Source organism: Superficieibacter sp. BNK-5, assembly GCF_047456055.1.
In the GTDB taxonomy this organism is placed as follows: domain Bacteria; phylum Pseudomonadota; class Gammaproteobacteria; order Enterobacterales; family Enterobacteriaceae; genus Superficieibacter.
On record NZ_CP179893.1, the window covers coordinates 1,345,781 to 1,370,573 of the forward strand.

The following is a 24,793-nucleotide window of genomic DNA, read 5'->3' on the forward strand; positions in this document are numbered from 1 at the left end:
AGAGTATTATAAATTTCAATCAGGTCAGTAAGACATTTTCTCGCAAAGGCGAGCGTTTTCTCGCGCTGGATAATATTAATCTGACGATACAGAAAGGCGAGATATTCGGGGTAATTGGTGCCAGTGGGGCGGGGAAAAGTACCCTGCTGCGTTTAATCAATCATCTTGAAACGCCGAGTGAAGGCGAGGTGTTAATCAACGGTATTTCTCTGCAAGGCGTCAGCAAGAAACAGCTCAATAGTGTGAAGAAAGATATCGGGATGATCTTTCAACATTTCAATTTGCTGAATTCCAGGACGGTATTTCACAACGTAGCGATCCCGCTGATTTTGCAGGGGCGGGATAAAGCTTTTATCCGCGAACGGGTTAACGAATTGCTGGCTTTTGTGGATCTCAGTGATAAAGCGCAGCGTTACCCTGACGAGCTTTCCGGCGGGCAAAAGCAGCGGGTAGGGATCGCCCGTGCGCTGGCAACCAATCCGTCAATTTTGCTCTGCGATGAAGCAACCTCCGCGCTGGATCCGCATACCACGGTGCAAATCCTGCTGCTGTTACAGGAGATCAACCAGCGCTACGGCATCACGATTGTACTGATCACCCACGAGATGTCCGTGGTACAGAAGATTTGTCACAAAGTGGCGGTGATGGCGCAGGGAAAAATCGTTGAGCAGGGGAACGTCCTGGCTCTGTTTGGGCAGCCACAGCATGCGGTCACCGCCAGTTTTGTCCAGTCGGTGATCCACGATCGGTTGCCAGAACAGACGCTGGCGAAAATCAAACAGCAGAAGACGAGTCGTGCGCTACGGCTGGAGTTTGTCGGCACTACGGCACAGCAGCCGATTATCCATCGACTGATCCGCGAACATGCCGTGGAGGTCAACATTCTGTTCGCCAGTATGTCGGAAGTCCAGAGCACTATCCTCGGCTTCATGATTGTGCAACTGAGCGGTGAGACAGAGCAGATTGCAATAGCGAAGCAATATCTCCATCAGGCAGGAGTGAAAATCAGCAATGTTTGAATTCTTTGATACCGCGATCACCAGCGACCAGTTTTTACTGGCGCTACACGATACGCTACTGATGGTCAGCCTGTCGCTGGCGTTTGGTGCCTTGCTCGGCATTCCGCTGGGTATCGTGCTGGTGATCTGCCGTCCCGGCGGTATTGTGCCGAACCATCTGGTGCACCAGGTCATCAACCCGATCGTCAACATCCTGCGGTCGCTGCCGTTTATTATCCTGCTAATCACTATTTTACCGCTGACCCGCTGGCTGGTAGGCACTACCATTGGCACGCCGGGAGCCATTGTGCCGTTGGTGGTTTTTATCGCGCCTTATATCGCGCGGCTGGTAGAAAGCTCCTTGCTGGAGGTGGATGACGGGATTCTGGAATCGGCAAATGCGATGGGGGCCAGCGCCCTGCAAACCATCTGGCACTTTATGCTGCCGGAAGCCGCATCATCATTAATTCTCGCGCTAACCACCGCCACCATCGGGCTGCTGGGCGCAACCGCGATGGCCGGAACCGTCGGCGGCGGCGGGATTGGCGATCTGGCAATTACCTACGGCTACCAGCGTTTTGATGCCTTCGCCACCCTTTCCACCGCCGTTGTGCTGATCATCATCGTGCAACTCTTACAGACTCTCGGCACGCGCTTTGCGCGTCGGGTGCGTCGCGAATAACCTTCAACAGGAGTCACCGTTATGCCAGTTGTCGAAAGTTTTACCCTCGACCATACCAAAGTGATCGCCCCGTACGTGCGCGTGGCGGGTCTTGAACGTCATCCGCAGGGTGGCGTGGTGCAAAAATACGATCTGCGTTTCCTGCAACCTAACGTGGATGCCATTCCGACCGCCGCCCTACACACGCTGGAGCACCTTCTGGCATTTGGGCTGCGTGAAGAGTTAGAGGGCGTCATCGACATTTCGCCGATGGGGTGCCGCACCGGTTTTTATTTGATTCTGTGGGATGAGCGTGAACCGAAAACCATCGCCACCGCCTTAACGCGCGTGCTGCAACGGGTGGTCGATGCCACTACCGTTCCGGCGGTAAGCGCGCTGGAGTGCGGAAACTATCGCGATCACTCTTTATTCTCCGCCAAAGAGTACGCGCGGCAAGTGCTGGCTGAGGGGATCAGCACTGACGCCTTTGTCCGGCAGCTTTGAGCCATGATTACCCTCGATCTGCAAGGGCAAACGGCGGTGGTGACCGGGGGACATCAGGGTATCGGTCGGGCCATTGCCGAACTGCTCTACCGTGCCGGTGCCAGCGTGGCGATCGGTGATATCGCGATCGCCGAACCCGAGCAGCGCGAGCGCTGGCTGGCCCTGCCCTGTGATATGGCGCAGCGTCAGCAGGTATCTGCGCTCATCGCCCGCGCGCAGCAGCATTTTGGCCGCCTGGATATTCTGGTCAATAGCTGCGGCGTCTCGGTCATGAACCCGGTCGACAAACTGGATGATGACGGCTGGCAGCGCATTCTTGATATCAATCTTAAAGCGGTGGGGTACGCCTGCGAAGCCGCCATCCCCTTAATGCGGGCACAGCACTATGGCCGCATTATTACCATTGCCTCGCAGGCGGGAAAGAACGGCTATCGCCTGATGGGGCAATATGTCGCCTCAAAACATGCGGTATTAGGACTGAGTAAAGTCATGGCCATTGAACTGGCGGGTGACAATATTCTGGTTAATGCCGTTTGCCCCGGCATTGTCGAAACCGCGATGAAATGGCGCGAGCGAGAGATTGGTGGTGCATTACGCGGCATGACGGCGGAAGAGATTTATGCCGAGGATTGCTCGCAGGTGCTGCTGGGACGAACCGCTCAGCCTGAAGACGTGGCGAATGTGGTGCTATTTCTCGCCAGTTCTCTGGCGTCCTACATGACCGGACAGGCGATTAACGTCACCGGCGGCATGACCATGCATTAAGGTGGAGGCAACGTTGAGCAATAAAGGGTCCGAACACCGCCTGACGGCAACCCATTGGGGCACTTACCGGGTCACTACCGATAACGGCGTGCTGACCGCGGTGGAGCCTGTCGAATGGGATCGCCAGCCCTCAAAAATTGGCCAGTCGCTACCCGGCAGCATGCAGAGCGATACGCGGATAAAACGTCCGGCGGTCCGGCTGGGCTATCTTCAGGGAAAAGCAGCCTCACGCGAGGGACGCGGTAAGGAACCCTTTGTCGAGGTAAGCTGGGAGCAGGCGTTAGCGCTTGTCTCCGCTGAATTACAACGCGTTAAAGACTCATACGGCAATCAGGCAATTTACGGTGGCTCCTACGGCTGGTCAAGCGCGGGCCGTTTTCATCATGCGCAGAGTCAACTGCATCGGTTTCTCAATCATTTTGGCGGTTATACCGCCAGCACCAATACCTACAGCATTGCCGCCGGGGAGCGGGTACTGCCGCATATCCTCGGCGATCTGGATACCCTGCAACGTCAGCATACCCACTGGGCGGTACTGGCTGAACATTGTGAACTGGTGGTGGCGATTGGCGGGCTGCCATTACGAAATGCCCAGGTCAACGGCGGCGGGGCAAGCGATCATGCCCTTAATCACTGGCTGCAAACGCTGCATAACAACGGCACCGCGTTTATTAACGTCAGCCCGGTACGTAACGATCTCTCCGCGTTACCGGATGCCGAGTGGCTCGCCATTCAGCCGGGCAGCGATACCGCGCTATTGCTGGCGGTGTGCCAGGTATTAATCGAAGAATCTCTCTACCATCACGATTTCGTGGCCCGCTACACGGTGGGATTTGAGCGCTTTGCCGCTTATCTTCAGGGGCGCGATGACGGAGAAGTGAAATCACCGGAATGGGCCGCGCCGATCACCGGTCTTCCTGCCCGGACTATCCGGCAACTGGCGCGACGCATGGCCGGAAAAAAGACGCTGATCAATATGGCGTGGTCGGTGCAACATGCGCGCCAGGGCGAGCAGGCGTACTGGGCGCTGGTGGCGACCACTGCCCTGCTCTGGCAGATCGGCACGCCGGGCGGCGGTATTGGTTTCGGCTATGCCTCGACTAATCTTTGCGGCGCTGACCGGCGGGTGTTTTCAGGTCCGCGTTTTAGTGCCGGACACAACGCGGTGTCCACCGCGATCCCGGTCGCCCGCGTGGCCGACATGCTGCTGCATCCCGGTGAACAGTACGAGTTTGACGGCCAGACGCTGACCTGGCCCGATATCCGGCTGGTGTACTGGGCGGGCGGCAATGCGTTCCATCACCATCAGGATCTCAACCGGCTGATCCGCGCCTGGCGGCAGCCGGACACGGTCATCGTCCACGAGCAATACTGGACCGCTCAGGCGAAGCATGCCGATATTGTCCTGCCCGCCACCACCTCGCTTGAGCGCGAAGACATCGGCAGCGCCAGCAATGACGGCTTTATGATTGCCATGCGCCAGCACCTGCCGCCGTTTGAACAGGCGCGTGATGATTATGCGATTTTCAGCGCGCTGGCGGAGCGGCTGGACTTCGCGGCCTCCTTCACCGAAGGGCGGACGGCAGCCGACTGGCTCAGAGTGATGTACGACGAGTCGCAACCGCGTGCGGCAGCGGATGGCATTACGCTACCTTCCTTCGATGAATTCTGGCAGGACGGAAAGCTGGAGTATCCGCGCCCTGACCAGCCGCAGATTTTACTACAGGCGTTTCGTGAGGACCCCGACAGCGCGCCGCTTACCACGCCATCGGGTAAAATTGAGCTGTTCTCGCAAACGGTCGCCGACTTTGGCTACGCGGAAGCGCCCGGCCATGCCTGCTGGTATGCGGCGGAATACGAGGCACAGCGCGAGATTAAAAAGGAATGGCCCCTGCATCTGCTGTCCAGTCAGCCGCGCACGCGCCTGCACAGCCAGTACGATCATGGCATTGTCAGTCGGCAGACTAAAATTCATGGTCGTGAACCTTTGTGGATGCATCCTGATGACGCACAAGCCCGGGGGATTGCTGAAGGCGATATTATTAAGGTCTTTAACCCACGCGGCGCATTGCTGGCAGGCGTACACCTGACGCGGGATATCTTGCCCGGCGTGGTGCAAATGTCCACGGGTGCCTGGTACGATCCGCTGAATGCTCAGGAGCAAAACTCGCTGGACAAACATGGTAATCCGAATGTGTTGACCAATGATATTGGCAGCTCGCGGTTGGGCCAGGGATGTACGGCGCAGACCTGTTTTGTTGAGATTGTGCGCTTCGAACAACCGCTGCCAGAGATCACCGCCTGGTCACCGCCAATATTTATCTCTTTATAATTTTAATAACCTCGCAATTTAATGCCGGGGTTATTCATCTCTCCTCTTTATTTATGCATAAATAACTATTTGCGGCTTTTAGATAATATTAGAAAGATAACTTCGTAGTGTTCGTTCCGGTGAAATGGCAAGGTGAAACTATTGCAGATTAACAGGACGAAAACGGTGAGTTCAGCCCACGCATTATCACTTCCGGTGATTGATTTTTCCCAATTAAACGGTAGCCCTCAGCATCGCCAGGCGTTTCTTGAAAGCCTCGGTAAAGCGGCGCGCGAGGTGGGCTTTTTTTATCTGACCGGGCACGGTATTTCTCCGCAGCTTCTGGCCGAGGTTCAGCGTGTCTCGTGGCAATTTTTTGCCTTGCCGGAAGCAGACAAACTTAGCGTGAAAATGGCGCATTCACCGCATTTTCGGGGTTATAACCGTGCCGGTTCAGAGATCACGCGCGGGCGGCCGGACTATCGCGAGCAATTTGATATTGGTGCCGAGCGCGATGCGGTCGCCGACAACGCAGCGCCGGTATGGCAACGGATGCAGGGACCGAATCAGTGGCCGCAGGCGCTCCCCGCGTTACGTACCGTGCTGACCCGTTGGCAGCAGGAGATGACCCATGTCGCGCTGGAACTGCTGCGGGCCTTTGCCGAAGCGCTTTCATTGCCGCGTCACGCGTTCGACAATCTGTATGGCGAGTACCCCAACGAACATATTAAATTGATCCGCTATCCGGGTCGTCAGGATAGTGAATCACGACAGGGTGTCGGCGCGCATAAAGATTCTGGTTTTCTGACGCTGTTGCTTCAGGACGAGCAGGGTGGTTTGCAGGTTGAAGTCTCTCCCGATAACTGGGTAGATGCTGCGCCACTGCCTGATTCGTTCGTGGTCAATATTGGTGAACTGCTGGAGCTGGCCACCAATGGCTATCTGCGCGCCACCGTTCACCGGGTGGTTTCCCCGCAGGGTGAACGTGAGCGGCTGTCGGTGGCCTTTTTCCTCGGTGCGCAGCTGGATGCCGTCGTGCCGGTGTATCAACTCCCGGAAAATCTGGCACAACTGGCGCAGGGGCCGACCAGCGATCCGCTTAATCCATTATTACGCGAGGTGGGGTGGAATTATTTAAAAGGACGTCTGCGCTCGCATCCTGACGTCGCTAATCGCTTTTACGCTGAATACCTTAATAATGAAAAACGACCTTGAGCAATAAGGATAATAACATGATCAAATCTGTTGTATTTACGCTGGCTGGACTTTCTTTATTGATTGCGCAGACATTACATGCAGCGCCATTACGCGTCGCCGCCGATCCCATTCCGCATGCCGAAATACTGGAGTATGTGAAAAAAATCGATCCTAAATTAGAACTGAAAATTGTCGAGATGAGCAGCGGCGGGATTAACCCGAATGAACTGTTGGCCTCCGGCGACGTGGACGCTAATTATTTCCAGCATCTGCCATATTTAAAAGATCAGGAAAAAGCGCTGGGGAAAACCTTCAGCGTGGCAGCAGACGTTCATATCGAACCGCTGGGTATCTACTCGCATAAAATTAAGTCGCTTGCCGATTTACCTGAGGGAGCCAGTATTGCCGTGCCGAATAACGCCCCGAACCTGAGCCGCTCGCTGCATTTATTGCAGGACAAGGGCGTGATTAAACTCAAGGATACCGGGAATGCGGTCACCACCCTGGTGACGCCGGAAGATATCGTCGATAACCCGAAGAAGATCAAGATAGTGCAGATTGAATCTCCGCAGATCCCGCGTGCGCTGGATGACGTTGATGCGGCGATCATAAACGGTAACTATGCGCTGGAGGCAGGACTGGTTCCGGCAAAAGATGCGCTGGGCCTGGAGTCTGCCGATCATAATCCGTATGCCAACCTGCTGGTTACCCGGCCGGAACTGTTAAAGGATCCGCGCATCGTCCAACTGGCGAAAGATCTGACATCGCCGCAGGTGGCGAAATTTATTAAGGAAAAGTACAACGGCTCTGTGATCCCGGTTGCGACCTCTCAGCATGATTAAATTCGAAAACATCAGTAAACAGTATGCCGGTGCAATCGCACCGGCTCTATCCGATATCTCTCTGACGATTGAGGCGGGGACCATCTTCGGCATTCTGGGGCGAAGCGGCGCGGGCAAAAGTACGCTCTTGCGCTGCCTTAACCGCCTGGAGAGTCCCTCATCCGGGCGGATAGAAATTGACGGGTATGACATTGCCACGCTGAACGTCGCGCAACTGCGCCAGCAGCGGCAGCAAATGGGCATGATTTTCCAGCATTTTAATTTGCTCCATTCGCGTACCGTTAACGGCAATATCGATGTGCCGCTGGAGATTGCTGGCGTACCGCGGAAAGCGCGTGCGCAACGTATTGAAGAACTACTGGCGCTGGTGGGGCTGGAGCAATTCGGTAACCGCTGGCCATCGCAGCTTTCCGGTGGGCAAAAGCAGCGTGTCGGTATCGCCCGTGCGCTGGCTGCGCAGCCGCGCTACCTCTTGTGTGACGAAGCCACCAGCGCGCTCGATCCCGAAACGACGCGTTCCATCCTCGATCTGCTGGCGGATATTCAGCGCCAGCTCAACATCACGATTGTGCTGATTACCCATGAAATGTCGGTGGTAAAGCGTATTTGCCACGGTGCCGCGCTGCTGGAGAATGGACAACTGATAGAAAGCGGCACACTTAAACAAATTATGTCGCGCAGCGAAGGACGTCTGCGGAAGATGTTATTGCAGGACGGCGAAACCGACCGTGCATTCCTGGCCAAATATCAGGTGGAGGCGGTGACCCGATGCGTAGCGTAGACTGGGATCGTTTTTCTGAATTGATGCTTAACGCCACGCTGGAAACGCTGTATATGGTCGCACTGGCGACGATATTCACCGTGCTGATTGGCTTACCCGCTGGCGTTCTGCTGTTTCTGACCCGTAAAAACGGTATCTTGCCGCACCCTGGCGTGGCGGCAGTTCTGAATGCTGTCGTTAACATTGGCCGGGCGCTGCCGTTTGTCATTTTACTGATTGCCCTTATTCCTTTCACCCGACTGATTGTCGGCACCACGCTGGGCAGTACCGCTGCTATCGTGCCCATCACGCTGGGCGCGTTTCCCTTTTTCGCCCGTATTGTTGAAAGCGCGCTGGACGAAGTGGATCGCGGCCGCATTGAGGCGGTGGAATCTATGGGCGGTAGCCACTGGTACATCGTCAGCCGGGTTCTGTTGCCGGAGGCATTACCTGCGCTGGTGGCGGGCATCACGTTAACTATTGTAATGCTCATCGGCTTCTCTGCAATGGCCGGTGTGGTGGGCGGCGGCGGACTGGGCGATCTGGCGATCCGCTATGGTTATCAGCGTTTCGATAACACGCTAATGGCTGGTACCGTTATCGTTTTACTGCTGCTGGTGCAGGTGATCCAAAAAGCAGGCGACAGGCTGGTGCGCTCTCTGGCTTATCGTCGCTGACTGGCGAGGACAGATATTATGTTTACCGTGAAATCCCCGGCGGCGTATGTGCAGCAGGCCGGGCTGCGTCATCAGATCGGCGATCGGCTCGCCCCGCTTACCAACCATGTGCGTATTCTTACCTCTCCGGGTGCCTGGCGGGCAGTAGAGCCAGCGCTCAGCGACAGCCTTGAACGTGCCGGCATTCGCTGGCAACTGGACTATCTGACGGGAGAGTGTACCGATGATGCGATTGCCTTGTTTCAGCGCAATCTGCTGACGCAGGGGGCGCAAGGCATTCTTGCCGTGGGCGGCGGTCGCGTGCTGGATACCGCCAAGGCGGTTAACGATACGCTGAGCGATCGTATTTTGGTCACGGTGCCGACGCTGGCGGCCACCTGTGCCGCATGGTCGCCGCTGGCGATTGTGTATAACGGGCAGGGCGGTCATTTGCGTAGCCAGGCGCTGAATGCTATGCCCGCGCTGATCCTGGTCGATAGCGAAGTGATAGCCCACAGCGATGTGCGTTATCTGCGGGCTGGCATCGTAGATGCGCTGGCGAAATGGTACGAGTTTGAGCCGTTTCAACGCCAGAATCCTCATCTGCTGGCGCTGGATGTCAAAGTATCAGCGGCGCGACAGGCGGTTGACGGCTTCGTACGCTGGGGGCGCGAGGCCATACACGCGAATCAGCAGCGGCAGGTAACACAGGCGCTGGAAAAGGTGATTGAAGCCAATATTGTGCTGGCCGGACTGGCCAACAGCATCCGTGGAGCGATTGCCACACCGGGCCTGGCGCATGTGATTCACGATACGTTGACCCATCAGCCAGAACTCCATAGCTGGCTACACGGTGAAAAAGTGGGCTTCAGCCTGCTGATTCAGTCATTGATGGCCAATAACAACGATAATCCCGATCGCCAACTGTTGACGTTACTACGTGAGTACGGCAGCCCGTTACGACTCCCTGAGCTGGCAGGCGATCGCCCGTCACGGCTGGCAGCCATCGCCGCCGATATTCGTTTTCCTGTTGCCAGCCTTGAGCACCTGCCGTTTGCCTTTACGCACTCCGCAGTGGAGCAGGCGTTGATAGCAACCGAGGTCCGGGATTTTAGTGGTGGCAGCTAAGTCGGTAGCGGGCGTTTCAGGCGCAGGCCTGGGCTACAGCGAAGCTGTCTTCAAATAACCGGAAGCGAGTAATCAAACCATTACTTACAGTAAAATCAAAAACAAAATCACTTTCAATGAGCCTTTCTGTCCGGTTCACCCGTGATGCCAGCATACCGATAGCAAGCACCCTGTCGCCTTGTGCAATGATGTCCTCTATTTCAAACTTTTCAGAGGTAATCTGTTCGCGAATTTGGGTATAAAATTCAGCCGCACCCGCTCTGCCATGCTTTCGGCCAATCCACGGAACGACGGAGATATCACCCGCAACGAACCAGTCGACATCATCACTCACCAGTTCTGAAATCTCTGCAACATCCGTTGCTAGTGCAGTGCGACGGAAAAATTCCTCAACGACAGCCTTGGGTTGTAGTACTGACATAACTCACCTTTTATTCTGTAGTAAAAAATATATAATTCTTCTATCTGACTTTTGATGGTTGGTCAATTATTTTTGTAGTAAGAATTATGTAAATGAGGCGCTATGACTTCCCGGGGAAGACCACGTAATTTTGACAGGCAATTAGCCTTGCAGGCGATGATGGACGTTTTCTGGATGCGCGGCTATGAAGGCGCGCAACTGACCGACCTGACAGCGGCAGCAGGCATTAATCCACCCAGTTTTTATGCAGCCTTCGGCTCTAAGGAAGCGGCTTTCTGCGAAGCGGTAGATCATTATGTTGCTACCGTTGGCAACGCGACAAGAATGGCGCTGGAGCAGCCAGTGACGTTGCGTGAATCATTACGAAAAATGCTGATAAGCAGTATTGATGTGGCGCTGTCTCAACACTCTGGAGGATGCATGCTTATACTGGGCGTGGTTAATTGCCTTCCTGCCAGTGAAGGTGTAAGAGAGTATCTCCGGCAAGCCCGTCAAAACGCATTCGATATCCTGAAAGCCCGGATTGAACGAGCCAGGACAGAAGGTGAACTCTCCCGACAGGCAGACGTTGAACAGCTGGCGACCTTTTTTTGGGCCATTGTGCAATCAATTTCATTTCAGGCGCGGGACGGCGCATCAAGGCAGACGCTGGAGTCGCTTATTGAGCCAGCCCTGCGGATCATCGACTAAAACCACTCAGTAGGGCGACAGCGGCACATCGTTGCGCCGCTTCGATGGTGCGGACGCAGCCGCCCGGCATTTACTGCGTAATATCCCAACCGCGAGCGCGCCACAGTTCCGGCAACTGCGCCAGATCGGTAAACGTCGTCACCTTCGGATGTTCGATAGGCTTATTATGCGGATCGGCGCAAAAATAGAACACTTCCATCCCGGCGGCGATCCCCGACTGCGCCCCGGCAACGGAATCATCCACCAGCACCGAATGTTCCGCATTGACGTTCATCGCTTTCGCCGCGTGAAACATCAACGCCGGATCGGGCTTCCAGCGCTGGATATCGTAGCCGCTGAACAATTTTTCCGGGAAATGGTGCAGCATGCCGGTGCGCCCTAACGAGTGCTGCATTTTGCTCACCGGACCGTTAGAGACCACGCACATCGGCACCGTTACGCTATCCAGCAGCGCGTTCGCGCCCGCAATCCCTACTAACTCTGAATCAAACAGGCGGGCCACCTCAGCGCGGTATACCGTCTCTAAATCGGCTTTCGCCAGGTTAACCCCATACTCGGCGTTAATGGTGTCGATGATCTCGTAAAGCTTAACACCTTTAAAACGCTTAAAAATCACTTCCAGATCGAGGGTGATGCCGTATTGCTGGAACATATGCACATAGGCGCGAGAACAAATCACTTCACTGTCGACCAGCGTACCGTCGCAATCGAAAAATACTGCTTCAATGTGGGACATGCCTGTTTCCCTTTTAACAAGTTTAACGTTTACCTGATGAAATTTATGCCACGCAATCGTTGCCGTATAAGCAAAATCAATGAAAAAAGTCTCTCCTGAATCTTCCTATTGTCTCATTTTGGTATAGGATAGCGACGGATTTTCCCTCCTTTTCTCGGAAACAGATAATGAGTCAACAACACCACAGCCAGGCATCTGGTCAGGGAATACTTGAGCGCGTGTTTAAATTACGTGCGCATGGCACCACTGCACGCACAGAAATTATTGCCGGGTTCACCACCTTTCTGACGATGGTTTACATCGTTTTTGTTAACCCGCAGATCCTTGGCGTGGCAGGGATGGACACCAGCGCCGTCTTCGTGACCACCTGTCTGATCGCCGCGCTTGGCAGCATCCTGATGGGCGTCTTCGCTAATCTGCCGGTCGCGCTGGCTCCGGCGATGGGGCTTAACGCGTTCTTTGCCTTTGTTGTGGTTCAGGCGATGGGCCTGCCGTGGCAGGTGGGCATGGGGGCGATTTTCTGGGGCGCGGTCGGCCTGCTGCTGCTGACGATTTTTCGCGTGCGCTACTGGATGATTGCCAATATCCCGGTAAGCCTGCGCGTCGGTATCACCAGCGGTATCGGTCTGTTTATCGGCATGATGGGCCTGAAAAACGCGGGCGTGATTGTCGCCAACCCGGAAACGCTGGTGAGCATCGGCAACCTGACGTCGCACAGCGTGCTGCTGGGCGTGCTGGGCTTCTTTATTATCGCTATTCTGGCGTCACGTAATATCCACGCGGCGGTGCTGGTGTCTATCGTCGTCACGACGCTGCTGGGCTGGATGCTGGGCGATGTACACTATAACGGCATCGTCTCCGCGCCGCCGAGCGTCAGCACGGTGATTGGTCACGTTGACCTGGCGGGTTCCTTTAACCTGGGTCTGGCAGGTGTGATTTTCTCCTTCATGCTGGTCAACCTGTTTGACTCCTCCGGCACGCTGATCGGTGTGACCGACAAAGCGGGGCTGGCAGATGAGAAGGGCAAGTTCCCGCGCATGAAGCAGGCGCTGTATGTGGACAGTATCTCGTCCGTAGCCGGTTCATTCATCGGCACATCCTCTGTTACCGCCTATATCGAATCCTCTTCCGGCGTCTCCGTCGGTGGCCGTACCGGTCTGACGGCTGTCGTCGTCGGCGTGCTGTTCCTGCTGGTGATTTTCCTCTCGCCGCTGGCGGGTATGGTGCCGTCCTACGCGGCAGCGGGCGCGCTGATTTACGTTGGCGTGCTGATGACCTCCAGCCTGGCCCGCGTGAAGTGGGAAGATTTAACCGAGTCCGTACCGGCGTTTATTACCGCGGTGATGATGCCGTTCAGCTTCTCGATTACCGAAGGTATCGCGCTGGGCTTTATCTCCTACTGCGTAATGAAAATCGGCACCGGCCGTCTGCGCGATCTCAGCCCGTGCGTGATTATCGTCGCGGTGCTGTTTGTGCTGAAGATTGTGTTTATTGACGCGCATTGATTGCTGACGCCCGATAACTGAAGCCCGGCCAGTGCCGGGCTTTTTGTTTCAGGCTTTCACCCGCTGAATATACTCGCCAAACGCCGTTAGCTGTCCGGTCAGATGATCCAGCGTGCTCTGGTCAATCACTTCGCCCGTCTGCGGGTCCACTTTATTCTGGATCACGCCGCCCATAAACTCCGGCTTATTCATCACCATCGCGTCGAGAAACACCAGAATCTGACGCAAATGATACTGACAGCGCGCGCCGCCAATGGCACCCATCGAGCTGGTCTGAATGAGCACGGGTTTGCCCGCCAGCGGCTGCTCAGGCAGGCGAGAAAGCCAGTCGATAGCGTTCTTTAAGCCGCCCGGTACGGAATAGTTATATTCCGGCGTGACGATAACCACGCCGTCTGCCTGGCGGATTTGTTCCGCCAGCGCTTCTACGCTCGCCGGAAACCCCTCTTCCTGCTGAATATCCGCATCGTACAGGGGAATATCGCCAATCGACGGTAATGCGCTTACCTGAATGTTCGCCGGGGCGATTTTCGGCAGTGTTCGCGCCACCATCGCGTTAAATGACCCTTTGCGCAAACTTCCCAACAACGTAACAACTTTCAACGTATCAGACATAATGACTCCTTCGTGTTATGGAGATTACTTTTGATCGGATTCGTTGAGTGTAAACGCTTTTTCGGAAGCTATGCTGGTAAAACGCATCAGGCGAGCGGCAGGTTCATTGGCGCGCACCTGCGCATCCGGCAGGCAGCGCCAGTTGCCTTTACCGCTATATTCCCAGACCTTCAGGCGCTCAATGGCGGGCGTGACGGCCACGGACCACACCAGCACGTCCTCAGCATCGCAGACCGCCTCTATTCTGGCGACGCTGGCCGCGCGCAAACGCCCTGAGCCGGGCAGCAGTTGCAGAATATCGGGAGAATTACTTTCAACCTCGCCCGTCAGCTTCAGCACACTCTGACGTAACGCCATAAGCTGCGCGCTGGCTTCATTCGGATCGCTCTGGTTATTGATCCACAGCGCTTCATTACTGGTGAAGTTATAGCGATCGGTCGTCTGGGCGGTATGAAAACGTGGCGTTGAACGCTGAAGCGCCAGCCCGCAGTCGCCTTCGGTCGTTAGCGCCACGCCGACAATATTACCGGTGTAAGCAATAGAAAAACGAGGCAGGGTGCTATCACGGAACAGGGGACGTCCGCCAGGCAGAACAGTGATTTCCGGCAATTCGCTAATTCCGTACAGCATAAACATCAGTTCAGCCAGCAGCGCTCTGGAGGCCAGAAAACGCGTCCGCCGGTGTTCAGGCAACAGGCGGGCCTGATTATGACAGACTGACGAAAGGCGCGTAGAGATAAGATAGCCGTCGCCAAGGATCCCTCGTGCAAAGTGCGTAGCCATTTTTCGCTCCGTGATAATGGTCAGTGGTAAAGAAGAAAAGCATACTGCCGGTTAACCGCTTTCGTTTTAAACGCAAACGAAGCAAATGAGAAGATCCTGAACCTCATTTTTACAATTCATTTGATACGGGCGGCACTTTTTGCGAAAAACCGGGCGGCAACGTTTTATAACCAATAAGTCAATCAGCCGAATGGCCTGGTCACAAATAGCTCCTGGATCGACGTAATAAGACGAGGCTCCCCCAGCGTTTCAATCATATCCGGCGGAAAAAAGCCGTCTTCGCCGTTATCAAAAACCTGAAGCCAGTAATCCATACTCATGATGATCTCCTTTTCTGTAGGCTGATAAACGTCATTATCCTAATATTCTACAGTTGATGAAGCCCTGTTTACCGGTTTAGGCAGGTAAATGTTGTTTTACCTGCCACAGCGTGTAATATCTATTTTACCGTCTGTAACCGCCGGGATAACTTGATGCAAGTCACCAACACCAAACAACTTAGCACTTTACTGAAAGATATCCGCCTTATGCAGAAGCTTTCACAAGGTAAAGTCGCCAGCAAAGTGGGCATCCGTCAGGATACGGTATCAAATTTCGAGTTACATCCTGATTCTACCAGGCTGGAAACCTTCTTTAAAATCCTGTCAGCACTGAATTTAGAGCTTACCATTACCCCCAGAAACGCAGATGCAGACAATAATGGCGTCTCTGTTACAACATCATCCTGGAAGGAAGAGTGGTAATGGCCGCGCTTGATGTTTATATGAATGGCTACAGGGTAGGTGTTTTTACCAAAACAGGTAGCGGTGCACATCATTTTTCCTATGATGAAAACTGGCTTGTATTGGCGGGTAGTCGCCCCATATCGCTCTCTATGCCGCTGCGACATCAACCCTATAAAGGTGATGAGGCCTATAACTTCTTCGACAATTTACTACCAGACAATCCGGATATCAGAAGACGCATTCTCACCAGACACCACGCAGATTCAACACAGCCGTTTGATCTCCTGGCTAAGGTGGGGAAAGACAGCGTGGGAGCATTGCAACTTGTGCAGCAGGGTACGGTTGTTAGCGATATAAAACGCATTGAATACAAAAACCTATCCGGGGAAAAGCTCGAAAGTATATTGACGGGATACCAGGCTGATGCGCCGTTGGGAATGATCGACGCAGAAGATGATTTTCGTATCTCTATTGCGGGTGCACAGGAAAAAACCGCACTTCTTTATCTTGATAATCGCTGGTGCCTGCCCGTTAATGCTACGCCCACCACACACATCATCAAATTACCGATTGGCAAGATCGAAAGTCACTCTTTCTCGATTGATATGTCTGACAGCGTTGAGAATGAATATCTGTGTATGATGATTGCCAGGGAGTTTGGCCTGCCAGTACCGCAGTGCTTTATGCTCAAGGTGGGCAAGATAAAAGCGCTGGCGGTAGAGCGCTTCGATCGTAAATATGCCTCGGATGGCAGTTGGATCATGCGGTTGCCTCAAGAGGATTTTTGCCAGGTCTTAAATATTCCTTCCGCACAAAAATATGAAAATCATGGCGGTCCGGGCATTTCCGCCATTATGTCAGTTCTGTTAGGGGCTGTTGATCCTGCAAGAGATCGCTATAGCTTTATGAAAGCCCAGGTACTGTTCTGGCTATTAGCCGCAACGGATGGACACGCGAAAAACTTTTCCCTGTTTATTGAATCACAGGGACGATATCGTCTGACGCCCTACTATGACATTCTCTCTATGTACCCGGCGATGGGTGGGAGAGGTATTGACCGCAGAGACGTTAAACTTGCCATGGGACTCACAGGCTCAAGAGGCAGGAAATATGCTATTGAACAGATCTTCCCCCGACATTTTTTCCAGACGGCAGAGGCAGTCGGGTTTGCCAGGGAATCAATGGAAAACATCTTAAGTGAGTTTGCTCAGTCAATAGATGCCGTTGTGACGAAAATAAAAAACCAGCTTCCCGCTGATTTTCCAGCACCTATCCGTGATGCTATTTTGGATGGAATTCAGATGAAAGCGAGACGGCTAACTTCAGGATGATAGATGTAATAAAGCGTCAAAATGCCAGCCGAAATTTTCTGATTGCTTTAAGGAAAGCGTCTGAGTGCACCCTTTGAGCGCGTAAGACCGCATTAACAAGCGTTAATGCGGGTAGTGAAAGGCATGCTTAAAGATCATTTCCCAATACAAAAACTCGAGAAAATCCGTCCCAGCAAATCATCCGAGGTAAACTCGCCGGTGATCTCGCTCAGGCTTTGCTGAGCAAGCCTCAACTCCTCCGCCAGCAATTCGCCAGCCCAGGCACCGAGCAGTTGCGCTTTGCCCTGCTCAAGATGGTTCGCCGCGTCTTCCAGCGCCTGCAAATGACGACGGCGGGCAAGAAAACCGCCTTCCATCTGGGTATCAAAGCCCATACTGTGCTTGAGATGATCACGCAGGACGTCAACGCCTTCACCTGTGCGGGCCGAGAGGCGAACAAGTGAGTGATTATTCACTTCACTGAAGCCCAGCGTCTCACCAGTAATATCGGCCTTGTTACGCACCACGGTAATAGGCAGTTTTGCGGGCAGACGGGCGATAAAGTCCGGCCAGATGTCTGCCGGATCTACCGCATCGGTGGTGGTGCCGTCGACCATAAACAGCACGCGGTCCGCCTGTTCAATCTCCTGCCAGGCGCGCTCAATACCAATGCGCTCAACTTCATCGCTGGCTTCGCGCAGCCCGGCGGTGTCGATGATGTGCAGCGGCATCCCGTCGATGTGAATATGCTCGCGCAATACGTCGCGCGTGGTGCCGGCGATGTCGGTAACAATTGCCGCGTCGCGCCCGGCCAGCGCGTTCAGCAGGCTGGATTTACCCGCGTTGGGACGTCCGGCAATCACCACTTTCATCCCTTCGCGCAGCAGGCTGCCCTGACGTGCTTCGGCGCGTACCGCGTCCAGATCCGCCATCACGCCGTTAAGCTGCGCCTCGATTTTGCCGTCGGAAAGAAAGTCGATCTCCTCGTCCGGGAAGTCGATGGCCGCTTCGACGTAGATCCGCAGGTGAGTGAGTGCTTCCACCAGATGATTCACCCGCGCGGAGAAGGCACCCTGAAGCGAATTTAGCGCTGAGCGTGCCGCCTGTTCAGAACTGGCGTCAATCAGGTCAGCAATCGCTTCTGCCTGGGCTAAATCCAGCTTGTCGTTGAGAAACGCCCTTTCGGAGAACTCGCCGGGTTTCGCGATGCGCAGGCCGGAAAGGGTCAGGATACGTTTTAACAGCAGATCGAGAATAACCGGGCCGCCATGTCCCTGTAATTCCAGTACATCTTCGCCGGTAAAAGAGTTGGGGCCGGGGAACCATAGCGCGATGCCCTGATCCAGCGCCGTGCCGTCCGCATCCTGAAACGGCAGATAGTCGGCGTAACGCGGCTTAGGCAATTTCCCCAGTACGGCCTGCGCGACGTCGCGAGCTTTCAGGCCGGAGATGCGCAGGATGCCCACGCCGCCGCGTCCCGGAGGCGTGGCCTGGGCTACGATAGTGTCGTTATGGCTCATGTTATGTCTCTTTGCTTACCAATAAAAAAGGCGGTCAGATGACCGCCCTTTATCTCTGTTCCTTTTGCCGGGTGGCGCTTCGCTGACCCGGCCTACAACAGGGACCGAATCAGGATTTTTTCTTCTCGCGGCTATGCAGGCCACGTTTTTCCAGACCACGGTAAATCAGCTGCTGCTGGATAATCGTCACGGTGTTACTCACGATATAGTACAGCACCAGACCTGACGGGAACCACAGGAAGAACACGGTGAAGATGACCGGCATAAAGGTCATGATCTTCTGCTGCATCGGGTCGGTCACGGTGGTTGGCGACATCTTCTGAATGAAGAACATCGTCAGGCCCATCAGGATCGGCAGGATGTAGTACGGGTCCTGTGCGGACAGGTCATGGATCCACAGGGCGAACGGCGCATGACGCAGTTCAATAGAACCCATCAGCATGTAGTACAGCGCAAGGAAGATAGGCATCTGGATGACCAGCGGTAAGCAGCCACCCAGCGGGTTAACCTTCTCAGCTTTGTACAGGGCCATCATCTCCTGACTCTGACGCTGCTTGTCATCGCCCAGACGCTCACGCATGGCCGCAATCTTCGGCTGCAGCATACGCATCTTCGCCATGGAGGTGTACTGCGCTTTGGTCAGCGGGTACATGATGCCACGAACGATAAAGGTGATAATGATGATGGAGAAGCCCCAGTTGCCCAGGAAGCTATGGATCCATTTCAGCAGTTTAAACAGCGGCTGAGAGATGAACCACAGCCAGCCGTAATCTACGGTCAAGTCCAGGTGCGGTGCAACGGCCGCCATTTTATCCTGAATTTCCGGACCAACCCACAGGGTGCTGCCCAGATTGCCCGTCTGACCCGGCTGAACCAGCAGCGGCTGAGATTTATAACCAATCGCTGCAACGCCATTACCCAGATTGCTGGTATAGAAGCTGTTAGCGCTGTTAGCTGGCGGTACCCACGCGGTCGCGAAGTACTGCTGCAACATGGCAACCCAACCACCCTGAGAACTCAGATTCAGGTTTTCGTTGTCGGCAATTTTATCAAATTTGTATTTTTCATACTTCTCGTCCGGCGTGGAGTACGCCGCACCGCGGAAGGTATGCAGCGCAAAGTTGCTGCTGCCGGTATCGCGATGAGCAGGCAAATCGATGGATTGCTTCAACTGACCAAAGGTAGACACTTCCAGCGGCTTAGCGCTGGCGTTCTGCACGTTGTAGTTAACGTTCACCGCAAATTCGCCGCGTTTCAGGACGAACGTCTTGGTGAAGGTGTTACCTGCGGCATCGGTCCAGGTCAGTGGGATCGTCAGTTCGTTCTGACCATCAGCCAGCACAAACGCATCGCTGTCAACGTTATACAGCGGGCGAGAACCATTGGCCGGATTATCCGGGCCATCGCGGCCAGTCAGGCCACTCTGTGCCTGGTAGATAAACTCTGGCGTGGTTTCGAGTAACTGGAACGGCTCGTTAGAACCCAGTTCTTTCGGGTAGGTCAACAGGTGCGCCTGCTCAACATCACCACCACGGGTGTTGATCGTCAGCTCCAGCACATCGGTCTTAACCGTAATCAGTTTACCCTGGCCACTGGCTGGTACGCCCTGGTCTGCGGCACTACCCGCTGCGGTGGTCGTAGTCTGCGTGATCTGCTGCTGGGGTTTAGGATTTTTATCCTGCTCCCAGGCTTGCCAGATCATGAAAGACACGAACAACAAAGCGATGACTAGAAGATTGCGTTGCGAATCCATCGTTAGTGTTCTCTGGTATCAAATGGTCCGGGCGGGACGGGGTCGTCACCACCCGGGTGTAAAGGGTGGCATTTTAATACGCGTTTCACCGTCAACCAACTGCCTTTTATCATTCCAAACCTGCGCAATGCCTCAATTCCGTATTGCGAACAGGTCGGGGTGAAACGGCAATGTGGCCCAAGCAGCGGACTGATCAGGCGTTGGTAGACCCGGATAAGGGCTATCAGGACCCTTGAGCCAGCCGACAGTGGCGACGCCATAATTTTTCCAGTGCTTCTGTAAGGGCACGATTATCGAGGTCGGCAACCCCTTTTTTCGCCACTATCACGAAATCCATTGCGGGGAGTTCGTGTTGACGTAAACGAAAACTTTCACGCGTCAGACGTTTAATCCGATTGCGTTCGTGTGCTCGCTTAACGTTTTTCTTGGCGACCGTAAGACCGATGCGGGGATGCCCCAGCGAATTCAGGCGGCCGAGGATGGTGATTTGCGGCGTGCCAGCCCGTTGTGGCTGCTGGAAGACGAATGTGAAATGACTGGGAGTTAACAAGCGTAACTCCCTGGGAAATGCGAGCTTAACCACGCAGGGTTAGCTTTATTACTTAGAAACGGTCAGACGAGAACGGCCTTTAGCACGACGACGTGCCAAAACCTGACGACCATTTTTATTAGCCATACGAGCACGGAAGCCGTGAGAACGGTTGCGCTTCAGTACAGACGGTTGAAAAGTGCGTTTCATGGCGATTTCTACCTAAACTTGAATAAATTCACTGACTTCTGCGTATAACCGAACAAACTTCGAACGACTTACGCCTCAGTGTGGGTGATTAAAGAGGCCGGATTGTAATAATTGTACACTCCGGAGTCAATTCTCTTTCCTTATATCCCGCGTATTTTCGCACGTTTTCATGAGTAAAACCCTGGCTGAAAACAGGCTAACGCGCAGGGTGGAGGATTATACGGCCTCTCACTTAAAGCGCAAGGATCCCACCGGATCTTCGTTAGATCATTTAAGAGAAATTTTGTCGTTGCTCATTAATTTTTCCGATATGCGGCCTAAATCGTGCCTCATGCCGCCAGGATCGTTTACACTTAGCCGGTCGCGATCCTCCCTGTGGATAAATCGGGAAGAATCTGTGAGAAACAGAAGATCTCTGGCTCAGTTTACGCTATGATCCGCCTCCCGATCGGATCACTGGATCCGGATCGGGTAAAAACCGCAGATAGCGGTTCGCACGTCACCCTTACGTGGGTCTTTTCGCCGTGCGTCAACAATCATGAACGTTTCAGCCTTTGTCATTTATCGACTTTTGTTCGAGTGGAGTCCGCCGTGTCACTTTCGCTTTGGCAGCAGTGTCTTGCCCGATTGCAGGATGAGTTACCAGCCACAGAATTCAGTATGTGGATACGCCCGTTGCAGGCGGAATTGAGCGATAACACGCTGGCTTTGTATGCGCCAAACCGTTTCGTACTCGATTGGGTAAGGGACAAATACCTCAATAATATCAACGGACTTCTTAATGAGTTTTGCGGTTCAGACGCGCCGCAGATGCGTTTTGAAGTTGGCACAAAACCGGTTTCCCAGACTCTTAAAGGGTCGGTCAGCGTGGCGGCTCCCGCTCAGACGGCGCAGGTTCACGTTCCGCGTCCTGTCCCGGTCGCGCGTTCCAGTTGGGATAACGTTCCCGCGCCTGCCGCACCGACCTACCGCTCCAACGTTAACGTCAAGCATACCTTTGATAACTTCGTCGAAGGTAAATCTAACCAGCTGGCGCGCGCGGCGGCCCGTCAGGTGGCCGATAACCCTGGCGGCGCGTATAACCCGTTGTTTCTGTATGGCGGCACCGGCCTGGGTAAAACCCACCTGCTGCATGCGGTGGGTAATGGCATCGTAGCCCGTAAGCCCAACGCCAAAGTAGTCTATATGCACTCCGAGCGTTTTGTTCAGGACATGGTAAAAGCCCTGCAAAACAATGCGATCGAAGAGTTTAAACGCTACTATCGCTCCGTCGATGCGCTGTTGATCGATGACATCCAGTTCTTTGCCAATAAAGAACGATCCCAGGAAGAGTTTTTCCACACCTTTAACGCTCTGCTGGAAGGTAATCAGCAGATCATCCTTACCTCAGATCGCTATCCGAAGGAGATCAACGGCGTCGAAGATCGTCTGAAATCTCGTTTTGGCTGGGGGCTGACCGTGGCGATCGAACCGCCAGAGCTGGAAACCCGCGTGGCGATCCTGATGAAAAAGGCGGACGAAAACGACATCCGCCTGCCGGGAGAAGTGGCGTTCTTTATTGCCAAGCGCCTGCGCTCTAACGTGCGTGAGCTGGAAGGTGCGCTGAACCGCGTGATTGCCAATGCCAACTTTACTGGACGGGCGATTACTATCGACTTCGTGCGTGAAGCGCTGCGCGATCTACTGGCGCTTCAGGAAAAGCTGGTCACCATCGACAATATTCAAAAGACGGTGGCGGAATACTATAAAATTAAAGTGGCGGATCTGCTGTCTAAACGCCGCTCCCGTTCGGTAGCCCGTCCGCGCCAGATGGCGATGGCGCTGGCAAAGGAGCTGACCAACCATAGCTTGCCGGAGATCGGCGATGCCTTTGGCGGTCGCGACCATACTACCGTGCTCCACGCCTGCCGTAAAATCGAGCAGTTGCGTGAAGAAAGCCATGATATTAAAGAAGATTTCTCTAATTTAATCCGAACATTATCGTCGTGACCTATGAAATTTACCGTTGAACGTGAACATTTATTAAAACCGCTACAGCAGGTGAGTGGTCCTTTGGGCGGGCGTCCCACGCTGCCGATTCTGGGTAATCTCCTGATGCAGGTCGCGGACGGTACGCTGTCGCTGACCGGCACCGACCTGGAAATGGAAATGGTTGCACGCGTGTCGCTAAACCAGCCGCACGAGCCGGGCGCAACGACCGTACCGGCGCGTAAATTCTTTGATATCTGCCGTGGTTTGCCGGAAGGCGCTGAAATCGACGTCAAGCTGGAAGGCGACCGGATGCTGGTACGCTCCGGGCGTAGCCGTTTCTCGCTCTCCACGCTGCCTGCCGCAGATTTCCCGAATCTTGACGACTGGCAAAGTGAAGTCGAATTCACGCTGCCGCAGGCGACCATGAAGCGCCTGATTGAAGCCACCCAGTTTTCGATGGCCCATCAGGACGTGCGCTACTACCTGAACGGGATGCTGTTCGAAACCGAAGGCGAAGAGCTGCGTACCGTAGCCACCGACGGACACCGTCTGGCGGTTTGCTCCATGCCGCTCGGCGAATCGCTGCCTAACCATTCAGTGATCGTGCCGCGTAAAGGCGTCATTGAGCTGATGCGGATGCTCGACGGCGGCGATACTCCGCTGCGCGTGCAGATCGGCAGTAACAACATTCGCGCGCACGTCGGCGATTTTATCTTTACCTCGAAGCTGGTTGACGGTCGCTTCCCGGACTATCGCCGCGTCCTGCCGAAAAATCCGGATAAACATCTGGAAGCGGGCTGCGATATCCTCAAGCAGGCGTTTGCCCGCGCGGCTATTCTCTCCAACGAGAAGTTTCGCGGTGTACGTCTGTACGTGAGTGAAAACCAGATTAAAATCACCGCTAACAACCCGGAGCAGGAAGAGGCCGAGGAAATTCTTGACGTCACCTACGCCGGCACGGAGATGGAAATCGGTTTTAACGTCAGCTACGTGCTTGATGTGCTCAACGCGCTGAAATGCGAAAACGTTCGCATTATGCTGACGGACTCCGTGTCGAGCGTGCAGATCGAAGATGCCGCTTCTCAAAGCGCGGCTTATGTTGTCATGCCAATGAGACTGTAATGTCCCTCTCGCGTTTATTGATCCGCGATTTTCGCAATATCGAAAACGCGGATCTCGCCCTCTCTCCCGGCTTTAACTTCCTGGTGGGCGCGAACGGCAGCGGCAAAACCAGCGTGCTGGAAGCCATCTATACGCTCGGCCACGGCCGGGCGTTTCGCAGTTTGCAAATCGGCCGCGTGATCCGCCATGAGCAGGATGCATTTATTCTGCACGGACGTTTGCAGGGAGAAGAGCGGGAAGTCTCCATCGGCCTGACCAAAGATAAGCTGGGCGACAGCAAGGTGCGTATTGACGGCACCGACGGTCATAAAGTGGCAGAGCTGGCGCTCCTGATGCCGATGCAGCTTATTACGCCGGAGGGGTTTACTTTACTCAACGGTGGCCCCAAATACAGAAGAGCATTCCTCGACTGGGGATGCTTTCATAACGAAGCCGGTTTCTTTACCGCCTGGAGCAACCTCAAGCGGCTGCTTAAACAGCGTAACGCCGCGCTGCGCCAGGTGAGCCACTACGCGCAACTGCGCCCGTGGGACAAAGAACTGATCCCGCTGGCGGAGCAAATCAGCCGCTGGCGCGCCGAATACAGTAGCGCCATTGCCGAAGACATGGCGGATACCTGCAAACAATTTTTACCGGAGTTCACCCTCACCTTCTCTTTCCAGCGCGGCTGGGAAAAAGAGAGCGACTACGCAGAGGTGCTGGAGCGGAGCTTCGAGCGTGACAGAATGCTGACCTACACCGCGCACGGCCCGCACAAGGCGGATTTCCGCATTCGTGCCGACGGCGCGCCGGTGGAAGATACGCTGTCGCGCGGGCAGCTTAAACTTCTGATGTGTGCGCTACGACTGGCGCAGGGGGAGTTTTTAACCCGCGAAAGCGGACGGCGCTGCCTGTACCTGATAGATGATTTTGCCTCTGAACTTGACGACGCGCGTCGCGGACTGCTTGCCAGCCGCTTAAAAGCCACGCAGTCGCAGGTCTTCGTCAGCGCCATTAGCGCTGAACACGTTCTGGACATGTCGGACAAAAATTCGAAGATGTTCACCGTGGAAAAGGGTAAAATAGCGGATTAACCCAAGAT

At 54.5% G+C, this 24,793-nt stretch carries 27 protein-coding genes; 17 read left to right on the forward strand and 10 right to left on the reverse strand.

The features are described from left to right. Positions 1-5 precede the first annotated feature (5 nt). The 10 genes from ACMGGS_RS06445 to ACMGGS_RS06490 all read left to right on the forward strand — a co-directional run bounded on the left by ACMGGS_RS06445 (position 6) and on the right by ACMGGS_RS06490 (position 9,822). Positions 6-1,019, forward strand: coding sequence for a methionine ABC transporter ATP-binding protein (locus ACMGGS_RS06445; RefSeq protein WP_414166213.1), 1,014 nt, complete (start codon positions 6-8; stop codon positions 1,017-1,019). Then, a complete protein-coding gene (locus ACMGGS_RS06450) occupies positions 1,012-1,680 on the forward strand; it encodes a methionine ABC transporter permease (RefSeq protein ID WP_414165463.1) in 669 nt (222 codons plus the stop codon). The genes ACMGGS_RS06445 and ACMGGS_RS06450 overlap by 8 nt, the downstream gene beginning before the upstream one ends. A 21-nt stretch (positions 1,681-1,701) precedes the next feature. Then, the gene (locus ACMGGS_RS06455) at positions 1,702-2,163 is read left to right on the forward strand and encodes an S-ribosylhomocysteine lyase (protein WP_414165464.1); all 462 of its coding nucleotides are present in this window, start codon (positions 1,702-1,704) and stop codon (positions 2,161-2,163) included. Between the two features lie 3 nt (positions 2,164-2,166). Then, entirely contained in the window at positions 2,167-2,928 is a 762-nt protein-coding gene (locus ACMGGS_RS06460) for an SDR family NAD(P)-dependent oxidoreductase (protein ID WP_414165465.1), read from the forward strand. A gap of 13 nt (positions 2,929-2,941) precedes the next feature. Beyond that, positions 2,942-5,260 (forward strand): molybdopterin-dependent oxidoreductase, encoded by a 2,319-nt coding sequence (locus ACMGGS_RS06465; protein ID WP_414165466.1) that lies wholly within the window; start codon positions 2,942-2,944, stop codon positions 5,258-5,260. Between the two features lie 165 nt (positions 5,261-5,425). After that, positions 5,426-6,454 (forward strand): isopenicillin N synthase family dioxygenase, encoded by a 1,029-nt coding sequence (locus ACMGGS_RS06470; RefSeq protein WP_414165467.1) that lies wholly within the window; start codon positions 5,426-5,428, stop codon positions 6,452-6,454. A 17-nt stretch (positions 6,455-6,471) separates the two neighbouring features. Next, positions 6,472-7,278 (forward strand): MetQ/NlpA family ABC transporter substrate-binding protein, encoded by an 807-nt coding sequence (locus ACMGGS_RS06475; protein WP_414165468.1) that lies wholly within the window; start codon positions 6,472-6,474, stop codon positions 7,276-7,278. Further along, complete coding sequence (locus ACMGGS_RS06480; protein WP_414165469.1) at positions 7,271-8,059, forward strand: methionine ABC transporter ATP-binding protein; 789 nt, start codon at positions 7,271-7,273, stop codon at positions 8,057-8,059. The genes ACMGGS_RS06475 and ACMGGS_RS06480 overlap by 8 nt, the downstream gene beginning before the upstream one ends. Further along, on the forward strand, positions 8,047-8,715 hold the full coding sequence (locus tag ACMGGS_RS06485) for a methionine ABC transporter permease (RefSeq protein ID WP_414165470.1): 669 nt from the start codon (positions 8,047-8,049) through the stop codon (positions 8,713-8,715). Before ACMGGS_RS06480 ends, ACMGGS_RS06485 begins: the two co-directional genes overlap by 13 nt. A gap of 18 nt (positions 8,716-8,733) precedes the next feature. Next, complete coding sequence (locus ACMGGS_RS06490; protein WP_414165471.1) at positions 8,734-9,822, forward strand: iron-containing alcohol dehydrogenase family protein; 1,089 nt, start codon at positions 8,734-8,736, stop codon at positions 9,820-9,822. Positions 9,823-9,838: 16 nt separating this feature from the next. Here the strand turns inward: ACMGGS_RS06490 and ACMGGS_RS06495 are convergent, their stop codons facing one another. Next, positions 9,839-10,243, reverse strand: a complete 405-nt coding sequence (locus tag ACMGGS_RS06495; protein WP_414165472.1) for a nuclear transport factor 2 family protein — start codon at positions 10,241-10,243, stop codon at positions 9,839-9,841. Positions 10,244-10,345: 102 nt separating this feature from the next. Here ACMGGS_RS06495 and ACMGGS_RS06500 point away from each other — a divergent pair, with 102 nt between their 5' ends. Beyond that, the gene (locus ACMGGS_RS06500) at positions 10,346-10,933 is read left to right on the forward strand and encodes a TetR/AcrR family transcriptional regulator (protein WP_414165473.1); all 588 of its coding nucleotides are present in this window, start codon (positions 10,346-10,348) and stop codon (positions 10,931-10,933) included. Between the two features lie 70 nt (positions 10,934-11,003). Here ACMGGS_RS06500 and yieH read toward each other — a convergent pair whose 3' ends face one another. After that, complete coding sequence (gene yieH / locus ACMGGS_RS06505; RefSeq protein WP_414165474.1) at positions 11,004-11,669, reverse strand: 6-phosphogluconate phosphatase; 666 nt, start codon at positions 11,667-11,669, stop codon at positions 11,004-11,006. A gap of 167 nt (positions 11,670-11,836) precedes the next feature. Here yieH and adeP point away from each other — a divergent pair, with 167 nt between their 5' ends. Further along, complete coding sequence (gene adeP / locus ACMGGS_RS06510) at positions 11,837-13,174, forward strand: adenine permease AdeP (protein ID WP_194207684.1); 1,338 nt, start codon at positions 11,837-11,839, stop codon at positions 13,172-13,174. 48 nt (positions 13,175-13,222) lie between these two features. Here the strand turns inward: adeP and ACMGGS_RS06515 are convergent, their stop codons facing one another. The 3 genes from ACMGGS_RS06515 to ACMGGS_RS06525 form a co-directional block, all read right to left on the reverse strand. Further along, positions 13,223-13,789 carry an NADPH-dependent FMN reductase gene (locus tag ACMGGS_RS06515; protein ID WP_176918535.1) on the reverse strand — a complete coding sequence of 189 codons (567 nt, stop codon included), beginning with the start codon at positions 13,787-13,789 and terminating at the stop codon, positions 13,223-13,225. A 24-nt stretch (positions 13,790-13,813) separates the two neighbouring features. Further along, on the reverse strand, positions 13,814-14,572 hold the full coding sequence (locus ACMGGS_RS06520; RefSeq protein ID WP_414165475.1) for a 4'-phosphopantetheinyl transferase family protein: 759 nt from the start codon (positions 14,570-14,572) through the stop codon (positions 13,814-13,816). A gap of 182 nt (positions 14,573-14,754) precedes the next feature. After that, complete coding sequence (locus ACMGGS_RS06525) at positions 14,755-14,892, reverse strand: hypothetical protein (RefSeq protein ID WP_414165476.1); 138 nt, start codon at positions 14,890-14,892, stop codon at positions 14,755-14,757. Between the two features lie 153 nt (positions 14,893-15,045). On the opposite strand from ACMGGS_RS06525, the gene ACMGGS_RS06530 reads away from it, so the two are divergent. Then, positions 15,046-15,315, forward strand: coding sequence for a helix-turn-helix domain-containing protein (locus tag ACMGGS_RS06530; protein WP_414165477.1), 270 nt, complete (start codon positions 15,046-15,048; stop codon positions 15,313-15,315). Further along, on the forward strand, positions 15,315-16,628 hold the full coding sequence (locus ACMGGS_RS06535) for a type II toxin-antitoxin system HipA family toxin (RefSeq protein WP_414165478.1): 1,314 nt from the start codon (positions 15,315-15,317) through the stop codon (positions 16,626-16,628). The genes ACMGGS_RS06530 and ACMGGS_RS06535 overlap by 1 nt, the downstream gene beginning before the upstream one ends. A gap of 134 nt (positions 16,629-16,762) precedes the next feature. On the opposite strand, the gene mnmE is transcribed toward ACMGGS_RS06535, so the two are convergent. The 5 genes from mnmE to rpmH all read right to left on the reverse strand — a co-directional run bounded on the left by mnmE (position 16,763) and on the right by rpmH (position 20,619). Next, positions 16,763-18,127, reverse strand: coding sequence for a tRNA uridine-5-carboxymethylaminomethyl(34) synthesis GTPase MnmE (gene mnmE, locus ACMGGS_RS06540; RefSeq protein ID WP_414165479.1), 1,365 nt, complete (start codon positions 18,125-18,127; stop codon positions 16,763-16,765). 109 nt (positions 18,128-18,236) lie between these two features. Then, positions 18,237-19,880, reverse strand: coding sequence for a membrane protein insertase YidC (gene yidC, locus ACMGGS_RS06545; protein WP_414165480.1), 1,644 nt, complete (start codon positions 19,878-19,880; stop codon positions 18,237-18,239). 2 nt (positions 19,881-19,882) lie between these two features. Next, positions 19,883-20,140: a membrane protein insertion efficiency factor YidD gene (yidD, locus tag ACMGGS_RS06550; RefSeq protein WP_103676252.1), complete on the reverse strand. Its 258-nt coding sequence runs from the start codon at positions 20,138-20,140 to the stop codon at positions 19,883-19,885. Next, complete coding sequence (rnpA, locus tag ACMGGS_RS06555) at positions 20,104-20,463, reverse strand: ribonuclease P protein component (protein ID WP_176918529.1); 360 nt, start codon at positions 20,461-20,463, stop codon at positions 20,104-20,106. Before rnpA ends, yidD begins: the two co-directional genes overlap by 37 nt. A 15-nt stretch (positions 20,464-20,478) precedes the next feature. Then, positions 20,479-20,619, reverse strand: coding sequence for a 50S ribosomal protein L34 (rpmH, locus tag ACMGGS_RS06560; protein ID WP_003023858.1), 141 nt, complete (start codon positions 20,617-20,619; stop codon positions 20,479-20,481). Positions 20,620-21,210: 591 nt separating this feature from the next. Between rpmH and dnaA the strand changes: the two genes are divergently transcribed. Genes dnaA through recF form a run of 3 tightly spaced genes read left to right on the forward strand, consistent with a single transcriptional unit; the run spans position 21,211 to position 24,785 of the window. Further along, positions 21,211-22,608, forward strand: coding sequence for a chromosomal replication initiator protein DnaA (dnaA, locus tag ACMGGS_RS06565; protein WP_414165481.1), 1,398 nt, complete (start codon positions 21,211-21,213; stop codon positions 22,606-22,608). 3 nt (positions 22,609-22,611) lie between these two features. After that, a complete protein-coding gene (dnaN, locus tag ACMGGS_RS06570; RefSeq protein ID WP_176918527.1) occupies positions 22,612-23,712 on the forward strand; it encodes a DNA polymerase III subunit beta in 1,101 nt (366 codons plus the stop codon). Beyond that, complete coding sequence (recF, locus tag ACMGGS_RS06575) at positions 23,712-24,785, forward strand: DNA replication/repair protein RecF (protein WP_414165482.1); 1,074 nt, start codon at positions 23,712-23,714, stop codon at positions 24,783-24,785. Before dnaN ends, recF begins: the two co-directional genes overlap by 1 nt. Positions 24,786-24,793: the final 8 nt, after the last annotated feature.

Excerpts from the sequence above, each read along its gene's own strand:
- ACMGGS_RS06520 (WP_414165475.1), bottom strand. The coding sequence starts at position 14,572 with ATGGCTACGCACTTTGCACGAGGGATCCTTGGCGACGGCTATCTTATC.
- ACMGGS_RS06515 (WP_176918535.1), bottom strand. The coding sequence starts at position 13,789 with ATGTCTGATACGTTGAAAGTTGTTACGTTGTTGGGAAGTTTGCGCAAA.
- ACMGGS_RS06480 (WP_414165469.1), top strand. The coding sequence starts at position 7,271 with ATGATTAAATTCGAAAACATCAGTAAACAGTATGCCGGTGCAATCGCA.
- mnmE (WP_414165479.1), bottom strand. The coding sequence starts at position 18,127 with ATGAGCCATAACGACACTATCGTAGCCCAGGCCACGCCTCCGGGACGC.
- ACMGGS_RS06525 (WP_414165476.1), bottom strand. The coding sequence starts at position 14,892 with ATGAGTATGGATTACTGGCTTCAGGTTTTTGATAACGGCGAAGACGGC.
- rpmH (WP_003023858.1), bottom strand. The coding sequence starts at position 20,619 with ATGAAACGCACTTTTCAACCGTCTGTACTGAAGCGCAACCGTTCTCAC.
- adeP (WP_194207684.1), top strand. The coding sequence starts at position 11,837 with ATGAGTCAACAACACCACAGCCAGGCATCTGGTCAGGGAATACTTGAG.
- yidC (WP_414165480.1), bottom strand. The coding sequence starts at position 19,880 with ATGGATTCGCAACGCAATCTTCTAGTCATCGCTTTGTTGTTCGTGTCT.
- ACMGGS_RS06475 (WP_414165468.1), top strand. The coding sequence starts at position 6,472 with ATGATCAAATCTGTTGTATTTACGCTGGCTGGACTTTCTTTATTGATT.
- ACMGGS_RS06455 (WP_414165464.1), top strand. The coding sequence starts at position 1,702 with ATGCCAGTTGTCGAAAGTTTTACCCTCGACCATACCAAAGTGATCGCC.
- ACMGGS_RS06530 (WP_414165477.1), top strand. The coding sequence starts at position 15,046 with ATGCAAGTCACCAACACCAAACAACTTAGCACTTTACTGAAAGATATC.
- ACMGGS_RS06500 (WP_414165473.1), top strand. The coding sequence starts at position 10,346 with ATGACTTCCCGGGGAAGACCACGTAATTTTGACAGGCAATTAGCCTTG.
- ACMGGS_RS06535 (WP_414165478.1), top strand. The coding sequence starts at position 15,315 with ATGGCCGCGCTTGATGTTTATATGAATGGCTACAGGGTAGGTGTTTTT.
- yieH (WP_414165474.1), bottom strand. The coding sequence starts at position 11,669 with ATGTCCCACATTGAAGCAGTATTTTTCGATTGCGACGGTACGCTGGTC.
- yidD (WP_103676252.1), bottom strand. The coding sequence starts at position 20,140 with ATGGCGTCGCCACTGTCGGCTGGCTCAAGGGTCCTGATAGCCCTTATC.
- ACMGGS_RS06490 (WP_414165471.1), top strand. The coding sequence starts at position 8,734 with ATGTTTACCGTGAAATCCCCGGCGGCGTATGTGCAGCAGGCCGGGCTG.
- recF (WP_414165482.1), top strand. The coding sequence starts at position 23,712 with ATGTCCCTCTCGCGTTTATTGATCCGCGATTTTCGCAATATCGAAAAC.
- ACMGGS_RS06495 (WP_414165472.1), bottom strand. The coding sequence starts at position 10,243 with ATGTCAGTACTACAACCCAAGGCTGTCGTTGAGGAATTTTTCCGTCGC.
- dnaN (WP_176918527.1), top strand. The coding sequence starts at position 22,612 with ATGAAATTTACCGTTGAACGTGAACATTTATTAAAACCGCTACAGCAG.
- ACMGGS_RS06460 (WP_414165465.1), top strand. The coding sequence starts at position 2,167 with ATGATTACCCTCGATCTGCAAGGGCAAACGGCGGTGGTGACCGGGGGA.
- ACMGGS_RS06450 (WP_414165463.1), top strand. The coding sequence starts at position 1,012 with ATGTTTGAATTCTTTGATACCGCGATCACCAGCGACCAGTTTTTACTG.
- ACMGGS_RS06485 (WP_414165470.1), top strand. The coding sequence starts at position 8,047 with ATGCGTAGCGTAGACTGGGATCGTTTTTCTGAATTGATGCTTAACGCC.